This is a genomic window from Bacillus sp. FSL R9-9410 (assembly GCF_038050385.1).
In the GTDB taxonomy this organism is placed as follows: Bacteria; Bacillota; Bacilli; order Bacillales; family Bacillaceae_G; genus Bacillus_A; species Bacillus_A cereus_U.
In genome coordinates this window covers 3,819,163-3,833,035 of sequence record NZ_JBBOTV010000001.1, presented here as the reverse complement: position 1 = coordinate 3,833,035, position 13,873 = coordinate 3,819,163, and the positions used below count along the sequence as shown (strand labels likewise).

Genomic DNA, 13,873 nt, shown 5'->3' with positions numbered 1-13,873 from the left:
TTAACGCGGGGATGGCTGTATCCATAACTTTGCAAAATTTGCCCAACCGAATGAATCAATTGTTACGTTTTTTAAAGAAGAAGGATATGTTTTTCTTTTCAAAACGTGATAGTTAAATAAAATGATGTTTTCAGCTTGTAAAAACTCTTCAATCTCATACATGAGCTTATACCGTTTTTCTTTATTGTCTTCTAATAAAAAGGTATCAAGTAAACAATTAATTTGTTTTGCATAGTGTGGGTCCATGAATCGATTTACGAAGCAACTTTTATTTTTAAATACATTTAAAAATGCAATTTCATGATCGGTAGCAAATACTTCCCCCATGAAAATAATATCCGCATGTTTATCAATAGAACGATCCATATAATCTGAAACGAGAAATGGGTGAAGTTCTACGTGTACTCCTAATTGTTCGCAGCGTTCTTTTAGGAAATGTGCATCATTTGCACTATCTTTAAATGCGAAGAAATAAATATGTATCGTTTCTCCATTATAGGTGCTCTTTTTTAAATAATCCTTCGCTTTTTCTAAAGAGTAGGACCTGTTAGGAACTTGGCGGCTTCTTTCTGGAAAAAAGCTTGATGCAGCAATGGTTCGTCGCCCCTCTATATTACGAAGTATCGTTTTAACGTCATATATTTCTCTCCAAGCTTTACGAAAATAAATGTCGTGGTGGGGACCAGGTTTTGTAAAGTTGAAGCTAGCATAAATACAACCTATTTCTTCTATTTGTATATCATGCCTTTCATTTTCCTCTTCATTTGGTAGTTCATAATCAGCATCTATTTGCAAATGATCAGGAATACCCCAAAATTCAATACGGTCTAATAACGCACGCTCTTTAAAATAATGGGTGAACGCTTCGAGTACGATATTGTCTTCAGAGTAATGAGTAAGTTTAAAAGGTCCAGTACCTATGTAGTGATGATTTTGAATAACTGCATCATGCGGTAAAATTGCGAGTTGCATGGAACTCACATAACGTAAGAAAAAAACGTTAGGTTTTGCTAAATGAAATCGTATTTGCAGTGGTGATGGTGTTTCAATTTGAACAATTTCTTCTGTTAACCATTCGAAAGGAGATTGAACTTGTTGTAGTCTTTCAAATGAAAATTGTACATCTTTAGAAGTTAAAACTGTTTCGTTATGAAAATGTATATCCTTTCGTAAATAAAAGGTCCACGTAAGCCCGTCTGCACTTAATTCCCACGTATGTGCAATGTGTGGTTCCATTTTTTCAGTAACATCATTATAAACGACTAACGTATCAAAAATTTGACTCGTAAGATGGCTCTCCGTAGTTACAGCCACAAAAGCCGGATCTAATGGGAATATCTTTCTTGATATAGGAATCTTCAATATATCGTACATATCATTTGAAGGTTTGTATCCAAAATGATGATGTAGTTTATTTTCTATCTTTTTTTGAAGTGCAAGGGGTAGGGGTTCCTTTAAAAGAAGAAAAACATCCTTTAACTTTTCTTGCGCTAACAGTTCATCTGTATAGGATTCAATTGCTTCTAGGAAACTATGTACAAATACAATTTCTGTTTTATTTCCGCGACCACGCCCCGGCGTCCACTTAATGAATTGTTCCTCGCTCATTTTCTTTAATAAAATTTTTACGTTTTTCGTACTGCAATATAAAACATCCGCTAATTCTTGTAAGCTATTTCGTATATGTTGTTGATCTTGTGCATGTAGCCTTAGTCTAATGTAATAGTCCATAATTTTCATATGTACACTTCCTTCTATAATAAAGTGAAACTTTAATCAGTGGGGGTCTTACTGCCCGTTAATGCGGGATAAAAGGGGAAGCTCTTTAGAATATTCTAACCTTTTTCTTCCTCTTTTTCAAAGTAAAATGAATAAGCATAAGGAGGGGGAAACAATGGGATTTTGGAGTATGCACCGAAATATAAAAATTAGAATTATAACTTCGTTTTTAACACGCACTGTATCCACAATGATTTTTCCATTTATGGCGATTTATTTTTCAATAAAATTAGGTAGTGCGATTGCTGGTGCTTTATTACTCGTCAATGTGCTAGCTGCATTAATTATCGGTTTATATGGTGGGTATGTTGGAGATCGGCTCGGTCGTAAAAAAGTAATGATTATCGGCCAAAGTATACAAGTCGTTTCCATTGCTTGTATGGGAATTGCAAACTCAGATTATGTAGATTCACCATGGCTAACATTTGTGTTTATGTTAGTGAATAGTTTAGGATCTGGACTTATGAATCCAGCGACGGAAGCGATGTTAATAGATGTGAGTACACCTGAAAATCGAAAAGTGATGTACAGCATTAACTACTGGGCTATTAACTTATCAATTGCGATTGGAGCAATATTTGGTGGGTTACTATTTGAAAACTATAGATTACAATTGTTTATCGTATTAACGGTTGTTGCAATCATTACTTTATATGTGATGGCTGTATATATGGAAGAAGTGTATGTAGCACGAAAAACAGTGGAGAAGAAAAATGTATTAAAAGATATGGCAGATAGTTATAAAGTCGTGATGAAAGACCGAGCGTTTTTAATTTTTTGTGCAGCAAGTATATGTACATTATCTTTAGAGTTTCAAATTAATAATTATTTAGGGATACGTTTGCAGAAGGAATTTGAAACGATTCACTTTTTCTTCGGAAATGGTTTTACGTTTGATTTAACAGGTATTCGAATGCTGAGCTGGATATCTACAGAGAATACAATTTTAATTGTATTATTTTCGGCGCTTGTTATTAAAATGTTGAAGAGCTTCAACGATTTAAAGATTTTATATGTAGGCTTATTCATTTATACAATTGGATTTACCATACTCGGAACGAGCAATAGTTTATGGATTTTATTAATCGCAGGGCTTTTCCAAACTGTAGGAGAGATGATGTATGTACCGGTTCGTCAATCCATAATGGCAGATATGGTGCCAAATGAGGCGCGAGGTTCTTATATGGCGATTAACGGAATGGTCTTTCAAGTGGCGAAAATGAATGGTGCATTAGGTGTTATGTTAGGTTCATTTATTGCCTCTTGGGGAATGAGTGTGCTCTATTTCATAGTTGGTATGAGCAGTATTTTATTATTTATGAGGGCGATAGGGAAAGAGCAGTATGAGGATGAGAGGAAAGTTTCTCATATTGGGTAAATAATATAGATGTATTAAATAATGAATTTTCCTTGCACCTACAGTTACGTGAGGTAGTATGATGAAAGCGTAGAAGGACGATAACACCATTTAGGGAGCAATATAAGATGAACAAAAAACAGCATTATTCTATTGGCGAGTTCTCAGAAAAGACAGGAACTTCTATTAGAACGTTACACTATTATGATGAAATTGGATTACTAAAGCCTGTAAAAAATCCTAGTTCCGGCCATCGTTTATATACGAAGCAGGATGAACTTACTTTACAGCAAATCGTAAGTTTTAAATTTTTAGGTTATAGTTTGGAGAAAATAAGTGAAATAATTAATAGCCCTACTTTTGACATAGACTTACATGAAAGTTTGGAAATACAAAAAAAGGCTTTCGAAGATAAGAGAGAACATATTGAGACAGTCCTTGAGGCTATTAATCGCACATTAAATTTGTTAGAAGAAAAAGAGGACATAGATAGCGGATTTCTCATGCACTTAATTAGAAGTATAGAATGGGAGAGAGATAACCGGAAATGGTTTGAGCAGCATACTTCGGATGAAGTAACCGAGGTTTTATTTGATCATTCAAAAGAAGTTTTAGTAGAGGGGGACAAAGATTTTATTCGTTATACGAAAGGTGTAAAAGAATTAGTGGGGAGACCAGTGGATGATCCCGAAGTGCAACAGTTAATGGGCTGGTGGATGACAATAGCCAATGAGGCAGTTTGTTCTACAGTTTCGCTTATGAATGAAGAGATGGTTAAAGAGCTGGAAGGAATAGGTGGAGAAGGAGAGGGAGAAATCCCACCATCCCCATTTACTGAAGAGGAAGAAGAGTGGCTAGACCGAGCGATGGATTATTATTTTGATTATGGCGCCGGTGCTAATCATGAAGAAGAGAGATAAAGGGAGAAATTAAATAATTTCTCCTTTTATCTCTAAGTTTAAAACGGATCAACTTCAGCTAAGTCAGGGTTGGCATTCGGACTTGTTAATAAGGTTTTCAGCTCACCTACTTCTGAGAGAGCGACGAGGATATAACCACTAATAAGGACGATGAGTCCGATGACTCGTAATGTTTGCAATTTAATGTCACGGCTATTTTCTTCTGAGTTGTTTTGGGGCGTTGCAGGCGGATTGTTGTGCATAATAGAGCTCCTATCTTTTTTATTTATATGTGCGAAATCATTATTTAACGTATGGATAGGAATTGTATAGTCATTTTCACTATATGAGAAATGCCTACGAAAAGTGATTAGAAATTTTAGGACGAGAAAAGAGGCTGTTATGTACAGCCTCTTTTTCGTTAAAATGAAGAAATCCTCTTCTTCGTTTTCGGTACGATAATAAATTTAACCCAGAGCATCCCAATGACTGCAATGATCAAACTATGTAGTAATTGTCCTGTAGCAATGAGTATAACACTTGAAAATACAATGAGTTGAATACTTAGTAATGTGAAAATTAAGCTGAGAAATTGATTCATTCTTTCTTCAGTAGCAATCGGATATAATGCCACAATAATATTTCCCGAAAAATACTTCCACAGCGAACGAAGCTGCATAGAGATCATATATAGGACGCAGTAAGCGATAGCGCCTTTTGCGTATATATTCGGTACGAAGTATACGATGAAGGAACCAATAATACTTAAGCGAATATATATACCAAAATAATCATTCCCTCGTAAAAACGATAGTGTATGCAAATAGAAGAAAGTAGCTTGTTTTTTATGTAGTAAAGGTTCGATCCAATTTGTAAGCCATTTTCTGCCGTTTACTTGTTTTTTTAGCTGCGGAACATCAGTGAAGATGCTAGCGAATTGATAAAATCGTATGTCCATTTTTTCTTCTTGTTCGATTATGTATTCCCACGGTATTCGTTTTATTGGTTGTTTCTTCGTATATAGAAGTAGGAAAGCGAGAAGTAAGAGTAATCCGCCTAATACAATCACATTTGCAGTATAAAATAGCATGTAAATGATAAGGGCGTTACAAGCAATACGAATGATAAGCCATATGTTTTTTTCATAACTATCACGCCATATCCAATGTATGTATATGTTCCAGCCCTTTAGAATCATTAAAATTATAAAGATTGTACATAAAAAAGGTACGGTTAATTGTAATGATTGCAGTGCAAGCGGTACGATAATAAGGAACATAAATACAAGCGGGAAAAGCTGAATGATGTAATTATATAGAAGAGATTTTTTGAAATAAGATGTTAATTTCTCTTCTAGTGCTAGTAAATAGACAGCGTCAGGTTTTTGAATAAATGTGCGAACTTGGCATCTCGCTATAATGAGTGTTAGTACGAGCGTGATGAGTAATAAAGATATTCCTTTAGAAGGATCCGTTTTAAGAAACTTTGCGTAATAATATGCACCTACACATGAGACGAAGATGAAGCTATATAGCAAACCGTTAATCATACGTGCAAAGTATGTGATGGCATTTTGAATATGTTGTTGAAAGCGAGAGCTCCATAGTGATTCGATTGACATGTTTTTCACCTCTTTTTTCTATTATATATGTTTTATTAAGCAAAAAACGAGCAAATTGCGTTATGCAACTTGCTCGTTTTTCTTTTCGTTATTTTTTTTCTGATCACGATTCATTAATGGATAGAAGGCAAAGCCAATTACGAATAAACCAATCCCGAGAAGGAATGTTTTTATATCGGATGCACCTGTTTTAATAACCCATAGTGCATAGCAAAGTGCGATTGCTGCGACTATGCCATCCGTAATTCTTGCCCGCATTTCATTTTTGTATGTTTCACCAGTTGCGACTAGCTTTAACTGGAAGATTGGTGAAACGAGATATGGAATGAGATAGGCTAAAGTTGATACTGTAATAACGAATGTATAAGCTTCCGCAATTGTTCCTGATAATGTTGAGAATAAGAACACTTGCGACATAATGTTTGTTAATCGTAGTGAATGAATCGGACTTCCTTTTTTATTTGTTTTTGCGAAGAAGGAAGGGAAGAAACCTTCTTTTGCTGCTTGATAAGGTACTTCTGAGCTTAATAAAATCCAGCCTAATATTGAACCGAATAGGGAAGTAAGAGCAAGTAATGCCATAAGTTTCCCGCCGCCGTGACCCATTGCAGCATTTAATGCATCTGCTAATGGACGTTCAGAAGCTTGTAATTTATCAACGTGAAGTACACCCATTGTTAAAATTGTAATTCCTAAATAAATTGCAACTGTTATTAGTAAACCGGCAACTGTTGCACGTTTTACCGTTTTGGGAGAAGTAGCTCGGTTTGATAAAAGAACGGCTGATTCAATTCCGATAAATGCCCAAAGTGTTGTAAGAGCAGCTAAATTTACTTGTGAAAGGAGACCGTGTGATACGCCTTCTTTATCAATCATCGGTGTGTACCATTGTCCAAATTTAGAAGCTTCGAACGCAAATAACGTAACAATGATGAATAGAAGGAATCCAGTTACTTTCGTTGTTGTTGCTAAGAAGTTTAGTTTCCCAGCTCCGCTTACACCGTTTGTTAAAATTAAATGAGTGCCCCATAGTAAAATAGAACAAATAGTAAATGTAAGTAGTTTTCCAACTTCTATATTGAAAGAGCCGATTGAAAACAATAGTCGTGTATCTTTCATAACCGGGAAGAAGAGCGATAAATATCCCGCGAAAGATGTAATGATGGCAACGTTACTTGCCCAGTTTGCAACCCAATATCCCCATACTATGCTGAAACCAGCCATTTTCTTTCTTTTTGGTGTTGAGAATAAAGCATATGCATGACTTTGTGGTCCTGTCGTTAAATCAGGACGACGAATTGCTAAATTACCGAAAACAAGAGCTAGCATTAAAACACCAAACCCTGTTGTTAACCAAGCTAAAGTGACACCGAGAGGGCTAGCTGTTTGTGCCAACGTACTTGGCACCATGAAAATACCAGCGCCAACCATGTTGCCGACAACGAAAGCTGTTAGTACCCAAAAGCCCCATTTTTTTTGTTGCATAGAAAATACCTCCAAAGTTAGTATAACCAAGTCAAGCGAGGAGATATGTATGTCTTCCTGGTAAGGAAGAGAAGTTCCAAACAAAACAAAAAAAGCACGTAATTTGCCGCTACATGCTTTCTATCTTATAAGAAACCCACGACATACCTCTCGATAGCTCTCCACAAACGAAACGTTTGTGACAGTTCTGCACTTATTAAATGCAGACCCAGCAAGTGCGCATGGTGGGCACGTCTTACTTCGGCAACCATTCCTTTCTCATTCCTTCATCAATGCCACTACATCTCCTGAAATGATACTTTTAATGATTGCAACCTCTACCTCACCGAGATACGAATGAGGATTTAAATATTAAATTAACGTACTTAAGAGTAACAAATGTATTTTTATACGTCAATGGATATGGTAATAATCAGATTATAGGGAAGAGTTCGTTATTGGTGATGGATACGGTTTTGAACTAAAAAGAAGCTGATCTAAAATTAGATCAGCTTCTACATATAAGATTAAACTAAGTTTAATACAGTTACTTTTTCACGTGTCATAGACTCAAGGCTCTTATGAATACCTTGTGCGCCCATACCTGAACCTTTTACACCGATGAATGGGAAGTGGTCAGGGCCGCGCTCTGTGCGTCCGTTAATTTGAACAGAACCAGTGTCGATTTTGTTAGCAATTGCAAACGCTTTGTTAATGTCTTTCGTGAAGACACTTGCTTGCAGACCGAAGTCTGATTTGTTAGCAATTTCAATCGCTTGTTCGTCAGAAGAAACACGGATGATTGGAAGGATTGGGCCGAATGGCTCTTCCCAAGCAACTTTCATTTCTTCTGTTACGTGGTCGATTAATGTTGGATAAATTAAGTTGCGCTCACGTTTGTTACCGATAACGATTGTTGCACCTTTTTCTACAGCGTCATCAACTAAACCTTGAACGAAGTCAGCAGATTTGTCGTCGATTAATGGGACGATTGTGCTGTCTTGTTCTGGAGATCCAACTGATAATTTAGCTACTTGCTCTTTTAATAAGCCAACAAGCTCGTCTGCTACATTTTCGTGTACAAGTACACGTTTAATAGCTGTACAACGTTGACCAGAGTAAGAGAATGCACCGCTTACGATATGGTTTGCAGCATCTTGTAAGTCAGCATCTTCACGAACGATACCAGGGTCTTTACCACCAAGTTCTAATACAAGTGGAATCATTGCAGCTTTTTTCGCTAAATGTTTACCTGTGTTTGTACCACCTGTGAACGATACCATATTGATACCAGGATGTTCTACTAAGTAGTCACCAATTACAGAACCGCGTCCTGTAGCTACGTTTACAAGACCTTTTGGAAGGCCAGCTTTATGAAGTGCTTCAACCATTTTAACACCGCTAATTGCACCTTGAGTTGCTGGTTTGAAGATAACAGCGTTACCCATAATAAGTGCTGGTGCAAGTTTTGCAGCAGATAAGTTTACTGGGTAGTTAAATGGTGCGATTGCTAATACAACACCAAGTGGTGCGCGTTGGATAATCGCAAGTTTAGATTTCGTTCCGCCAGGGAAGCTATCGCCCATCATGCTTTCTCCGTGCATATGAAGAGCTTCTTCAATAGTGTAACGAATGAAGTCAGCTGTACGAACAACTTCTTTTTTCGCATCTTTATATCCTTTACCGACTTCTTTCATAATGATATCGGCAATTTCATCTTGCATATTTACGAGCTCATCAGCCCATTTATATAAATATTTTGCGCGATCTTGTAGAGAAGCTTCAGCCCATGATTTTTGAGCTTCTTTTGCAGATGCAATTGCTTCATCCACTTCTCCTTGAGTAATTGCTTGTACTTGCCCAATTACTTCGTGTAAGTATGGAGATGGAATGTCGATTGTTTGACCAGAAGAGCTTTCTCTCCATTCTCCGTTTAAATAAAATTTGTACGTATTGCTAGTTGTCATGATTAGTCCTCCTAAAATAGCAACTTGTAAGAGTGAGTATAAGGTGATTGTAGGTGGTTTGATAATATTTTTCAAATGAAATGTTTGTGAAAACGGTTTCTTATTATTTTTTTATTTTGTATGCCCTTTCTTACAGAAGATTCTCTTATTTTAAACTGAATTATAAGTAGAATGCATCACCTTCATTTTTTGTGATAAAAGATTATTTTATTCTAAAGCGAAAAAAATAATTGACAGAATACTCAATAAAGTTGTAAGATTATAAATGGAAAATAAATGAAGGGGGTGTGCGTAATGATTGTAATCGTAAATGTAATGGGCTTAGCTCTGTTAAATGGCGGAAAACATTCATATCATTACGCAACCCGTGCGGATATATAGGACCTTTTTGTCCTATGAGAAGCGTACGTTGCGTATATCGTAACGTACGCTTTTATGCATTCTATTGCATATCGTCAAGCGGCGGTATGCTTTTTTTTGTTTATCCCGCTATTTGCGGGCAGTAAGACTCCCGCCTCAAAATTCAGCTGGAGCAAAGAAGTTGGGACGGGAGTCGGGCTGCCCGTAAACGCCCGATTGGTGTGGGCTAATAATCAGTGGGGAATGAACAAAACCCCACTGATTAAATTTTTACTTTATTTTCCTTGTTACTATAAAAAATCAGAATTTGGAAGGTGGAAAAATGTGATGAAATTGTATGGCTTACGAAATGTAAATGTGATGGATTTGGATAGCGGATAAAAAATGAGGGTCAAATGAGAACGAGAAAGGAGAGGTTATATTGTTTTCAGTATTACTAAAGTTAAGCTGGTTTTTTAGGGAGCATTGGAAAAGGTATAGTATCGCAATTGGGGTACTTTTAATTGTAAACGTGATAGAGGTAATTCCTCCGAAAGTGTTAGGAATTACAATTGATAATATTAAAACAGGAGCCTTAACGAACGAGGCAATTATGCAATATATTTTTATTTTATTTGGGGTAACGATTGGTGGGTATGTACTTACTTTCATTTGGCAGCACCAACTATTTGGCGGTGCGTTCGTACTTGAGAAAACGATGCGTTCAAAATTTATGGGGCATTTACTTAAGATGACACCGACGTTTTATCAAAAAAATCGTACTGGCGATTTAATGGCGAGAGCGACAAATGATTTAAAAGCAATTTCCATGACAGCAGGTTTTGGTATATTAACGCTCGTTGATTCTAGTCTATATATGCTTACAATCGTTTGTATGATGGGCTTTTCAATTAGTTGGCAGCTAACATTTGCTGCGCTTATACCGCTTCCGATTATGGCGTTTGCGATGAATAGATACGGAAAGAAATTGCATGAACGATTTACAGTCGCACAAGATGCGTTCGGAGATATGAACGATAAAGTGCTGGAATCAATTGCGGGTGTACGCGTTATTCGTGCGTATGTACAGGAGAATGCTGATCAAGAAAGGTTTCATCATTTAGGAGATGACGTATACGAGAAAAATATGAGAGTAGCAAGAATTGATGCGCTATTCCAGCCGACTGTGAAAATGCTCGTCGGTCTTAGTTATTTAATTGGTTTAGTGTACGGTGCATATCTCGTATTTCAGTCAAAAGTGACACTTGGGGAGCTTGTTTCTTTTAACGTCTATTTAGGGATGATGATTTGGCCGATGTTTGCAATTGGTGAATTGATTAATGTTATGCAAAGAGGAAATGCTTCGTTAGATCGTGTAAATGAAACGTTAGCTTATGAACCAGATGTAAAGAATCCGAAAGATCCAAAGGTTGTAAAAGAGCCAGATTACATTCAATTTGATAACGTTACTTTTTCATATCCTTCATCAATTGAAACAAATTTAAAAAATGTTTCGTTCTCATTAAAACAGGGAGACACACTTGGAGTTGTTGGGAAAACAGGAAGCGGGAAAACGACGCTCGTTCGTCAGCTTCTTCGTCAATATCCACTTGGAGAAGGGGATATTGCAGTTTCTGATGTGAAGCTCGATAAAATTCCGAATGATAACGTACTTAGCTGGATTGGGTATGTACCTCAGGAACACATTTTATTCTCAAAAACAGCGAAGGAAAATATTTTATTCGGAAACAGAGAAGCGACTGAAGAAGAACTTGAAAAAGCGATTGAAATAGCTGCGTTTAAAAAGGATTTAGAGTTTTTACCAGAAGGTTTAGAAACGCTCGTTGGGGAAAAAGGTGTTTCTTTATCAGGTGGACAAAAGCAAAGGATTTCTATTGCGAGGGCTGTTATTCAAAATCCAGAAATTTTAATTTTGGACGATTCTTTATCAGCTGTTGATGCTCGTACAGAAGCAGCAATTATTGAAAATATACGAACAGAAAGAAGCGGGAAGACGACGATTATAACGACGCATCGCTTGTCAGCGGTGCAGCATGCTGATTGGATTCTCGTTATGGATAACGGTGAAGTTATTGAAGAAGGTTCGCATGAAGCACTCGTTCGAAATGGGGGCTGGTATGCTGAGCAGCTCGACAGACAACAAGGTGAAAGTGAAAGTACGGATAGCGGGGTGAAAATATGAGTGTTTCAAAACGATTGTTTCAATATGCGATGAAAGTGAAGAGGCCAATCTTTGCAGCGATGGCGATGCTATTTGTTTTTGTTATTGCAGAACTCGCGGGTCCTTTCGTCGCAAAAACGATGATTGATGAGCATATCGTTGGAATAGAGAGACCTTGGTATGAAACAGAAAAGAGTGAGGATGCAGTTTCATATAATGGCGCCTTGTATAAGCGAAGTGATCGCTTCGAAGAAGGTGAGAAAAAAGGGAAAGAAGTCCGAGTGATTCAAGTTGGTTTTCAGTACTATTTTGTGCCGAATAAAATAACGCTTGAAGGAAGTCGTTCTGTTAAGGGCGATGTGCTTACAGTACAAAGTGGTAAGGCAGTGCAAGTGTATAAAACGAAAGCCTTAACGAAAGAAGAAGTATTTGCGTTTTATAAACCGGAAATAAATCGTTTACTATTACTTGGCGGTGGTTATTTCGCTTTATTAGTAGTCGTATCATTATTTGCATACGGAAAGCAGTTCTTCTTACAGAAGGCGGCAAACAAAATTATTCAAATTATGAGGGAAGACGTCTTTTCCCATATTCAAACGTTGCCAATTCGTTATTTTGACCATTTACCAGCAGGGAAAATTGTATCGCGTGTAACGAATGATACAGAGGCAATTCGTGATTTATATGTAACGGTACTTGCGACATTCGTCTCTAGCATTATTTATATTATCGGGATTTTCGCTGCGTTATTTTTACTTGATGTAAAACTGGCGGCGCTATGTTTACTTATCATCCCAATTTTAATTGTTTGGGCGATTATGTATAGAAAGTATGCGTCTGTATACAATCATAAAATGCGTTCACGTTTATCGGATATTAACGGAACGGTGAATGAATCGATTCAAGGGATGCCAATTATTCAAGCATTTCGTCAAGAGCGTGAAACGAAGAAGGAATTTGAAGAGCTCAATGGCGATTATTTTAAATATCAAAATAAAATTTTAAATTTAAATGCAGCAACTTCGCATAATTTAGTGTCTGTATTAAGAAACATCGCTTTTACAGGTGTAATTTGGTATTTCGGTGGTGCTTCATTAAGCGCTTCGGGCATCGTTTCACTCGGGATACTTTATGCTTTCGTCGATTATTTAACGAGGTTATTCTCGCCAATTACGAACATGGTGAACCAACTTGCTAACTTAGAGCAATCGCGTGTTGCATCAGAGCGTGTCTTTGAATTGCTAGAGGAAAAGGGAGAGGCAGTAGAAGAAGAACGTATGCCTCGCTTAACCGGAAATGTGAAATTCGATAATGTTTCGTTTTCTTACAATGGAAAAGATGAAGTGTTAAAAAATATTTCTTTTGAAGCGAAACAAGGGGAGACAGTGGCACTTGTCGGCCATACTGGATCAGGAAAAAGTTCCATTATGAATGTGCTCTTTCAGTTTTATGAATTTCAAAAAGGGAAGCTTACGATTGATGGTCACGATGTAACAGAGATGCCGAAACAAGCAACACGTAAACATATGGGGATCGTACTGCAAGATCCGTTTTTATTTAGCGGGACAGTGGCATCCAATGTAAGCTTAGAAAATGAAAAAATTTCAAAAGATCGCATCATAAAGGCGTTACGTGATGTTGGTGCTGAAAGGTTTGCAAACAATATAGATGAAAAAATTACGGAGAAAGGAAGTACGCTTTCAACCGGAGAGCGTCAGCTTATATCGTTTGCTAGGGCACTTGCTTTTGATCCTGCTATTTTAATTTTAGATGAAGCGACTTCCAGCATTGATACCGAAACAGAAGCGATGATTCAACAAGCGCTAGAAGTTGTGAAGAAAGGACGAACGACGTTTATTATCGCTCATCGCCTTTCAACAATTAAGAGCGCTGATCAAATTATTGTGCTCGATAGAGGAACGATTTTGGAAAAAGGATCGCATGACGAATTAATGAAAAAGCGCGGGCGTTATTACGATATGTACAAAACGCAAATGGAAGGAAACCAGAGCGCTTAATTTTTAGAAGAACTTGCGATTTTCGCAAGTTCTTTTTTTGATTGGATTGTCCGCTCAGAAGTTAATATATTTCACCGGCTGAAAAACTTATAAATAAGTAAGTATTGTTTTACCTTTTTCTTTATAAATGCTATATTAAAAAATGTTACTTATTTTTTGTATGTAGCGGTATTTTTCCATTTTGTTTGATTATGAAGAAAAAGGATAAACTAAATAAGAACATTTTCATTGAAAAATTGTTCGAAAT

Annotated in this window: 9 protein-coding genes and 1 riboswitch; of the genes, 4 read left to right on the top strand and 5 right to left on the bottom strand. The window is 36.9% G+C overall.

The genetic code is table 11. From position 1 onward, the window contains the following. On the bottom strand, positions 1–1,740 hold the full coding sequence (locus tag MKX77_RS19920; RefSeq protein ID WP_341307592.1) for an SgrR family transcriptional regulator: 1,740 nt from the start codon (positions 1,738–1,740) through the stop codon (positions 1–3). A gap of 154 nt (positions 1,741–1,894) precedes the next feature. On the opposite strand from MKX77_RS19920, the gene MKX77_RS19915 reads away from it, so the two are divergent. Beyond that, positions 1,895–3,157: an MDR family MFS transporter gene (locus MKX77_RS19915; protein ID WP_341307591.1), complete on the top strand. Its 1,263-nt coding sequence runs from the start codon at positions 1,895–1,897 to the stop codon at positions 3,155–3,157. A 107-nt stretch (positions 3,158–3,264) separates the two neighbouring features. Continuing rightward, positions 3,265–4,056, top strand: a complete 792-nt coding sequence (locus MKX77_RS19910; RefSeq protein WP_341307590.1) for a MerR family transcriptional regulator — start codon at positions 3,265–3,267, stop codon at positions 4,054–4,056. A gap of 38 nt (positions 4,057–4,094) precedes the next feature. On the opposite strand, the gene MKX77_RS19905 is transcribed toward MKX77_RS19910, so the two are convergent. From MKX77_RS19905 to gapN, 4 genes are all read right to left on the bottom strand, one after another. Beyond that, positions 4,095–4,298, bottom strand: coding sequence for a hypothetical protein (locus MKX77_RS19905; protein WP_215555359.1), 204 nt, complete (start codon positions 4,296–4,298; stop codon positions 4,095–4,097). A 158-nt stretch (positions 4,299–4,456) separates the two neighbouring features. After that, entirely contained in the window at positions 4,457–5,656 is a 1,200-nt protein-coding gene (locus tag MKX77_RS19900) for an ABC transporter permease (RefSeq protein ID WP_341307589.1), read from the bottom strand. 60 nt (positions 5,657–5,716) lie between these two features. Next, entirely contained in the window at positions 5,717–7,141 is a 1,425-nt protein-coding gene (locus MKX77_RS19895; protein WP_341307588.1) for an amino acid permease, read from the bottom strand. Positions 7,142–7,287: 146 nt separating this feature from the next. After that, positions 7,288–7,469: riboswitch (Lysine riboswitch) on the bottom strand. Between the two features lie 178 nt (positions 7,470–7,647). Further along, the gene (gene gapN / locus MKX77_RS19890; RefSeq protein WP_341307587.1) at positions 7,648–9,087 is read right to left on the bottom strand and encodes an NADP-dependent glyceraldehyde-3-phosphate dehydrogenase; all 1,440 of its coding nucleotides are present in this window, start codon (positions 9,085–9,087) and stop codon (positions 7,648–7,650) included. A gap of 781 nt (positions 9,088–9,868) precedes the next feature. Between gapN and MKX77_RS19885 the strand changes: the two genes are divergently transcribed. Beyond that, positions 9,869–11,629, top strand: a complete 1,761-nt coding sequence (locus MKX77_RS19885) for an ABC transporter ATP-binding protein (RefSeq protein WP_341307586.1) — start codon at positions 9,869–9,871, stop codon at positions 11,627–11,629. After that, a complete protein-coding gene (locus MKX77_RS19880; RefSeq protein ID WP_341307585.1) occupies positions 11,626–13,626 on the top strand; it encodes an ABC transporter ATP-binding protein in 2,001 nt (666 codons plus the stop codon). The genes MKX77_RS19885 and MKX77_RS19880 overlap by 4 nt, the downstream gene beginning before the upstream one ends. The last annotated feature ends 247 nt before the right edge of the window (positions 13,627–13,873 follow it).

What these genes read in the sequence shown, in the direction of transcription:
- MKX77_RS19920 (WP_341307592.1), bottom strand. Translation starts at nt 1,740, where the DNA reads ATGAAAATTATGGACTATTACATTAGACTAAGGCTACATGCACAAGAT.
- MKX77_RS19915 (WP_341307591.1), top strand. Translation starts at nt 1,895, where the DNA reads ATGGGATTTTGGAGTATGCACCGAAATATAAAAATTAGAATTATAACT.
- MKX77_RS19910 (WP_341307590.1), top strand. Translation starts at nt 3,265, where the DNA reads ATGAACAAAAAACAGCATTATTCTATTGGCGAGTTCTCAGAAAAGACA.
- MKX77_RS19905 (WP_215555359.1), bottom strand. Translation starts at nt 4,298, where the DNA reads ATGCACAACAATCCGCCTGCAACGCCCCAAAACAACTCAGAAGAAAAT.
- MKX77_RS19900 (WP_341307589.1), bottom strand. Translation starts at nt 5,656, where the DNA reads ATGTCAATCGAATCACTATGGAGCTCTCGCTTTCAACAACATATTCAA.
- MKX77_RS19895 (WP_341307588.1), bottom strand. Translation starts at nt 7,141, where the DNA reads ATGCAACAAAAAAAATGGGGCTTTTGGGTACTAACAGCTTTCGTTGTC.
- gapN (WP_341307587.1), bottom strand. Translation starts at nt 9,087, where the DNA reads ATGACAACTAGCAATACGTACAAATTTTATTTAAACGGAGAATGGAGA.
- MKX77_RS19880 (WP_341307585.1), top strand. Translation starts at nt 11,626, where the DNA reads ATGAGTGTTTCAAAACGATTGTTTCAATATGCGATGAAAGTGAAGAGG.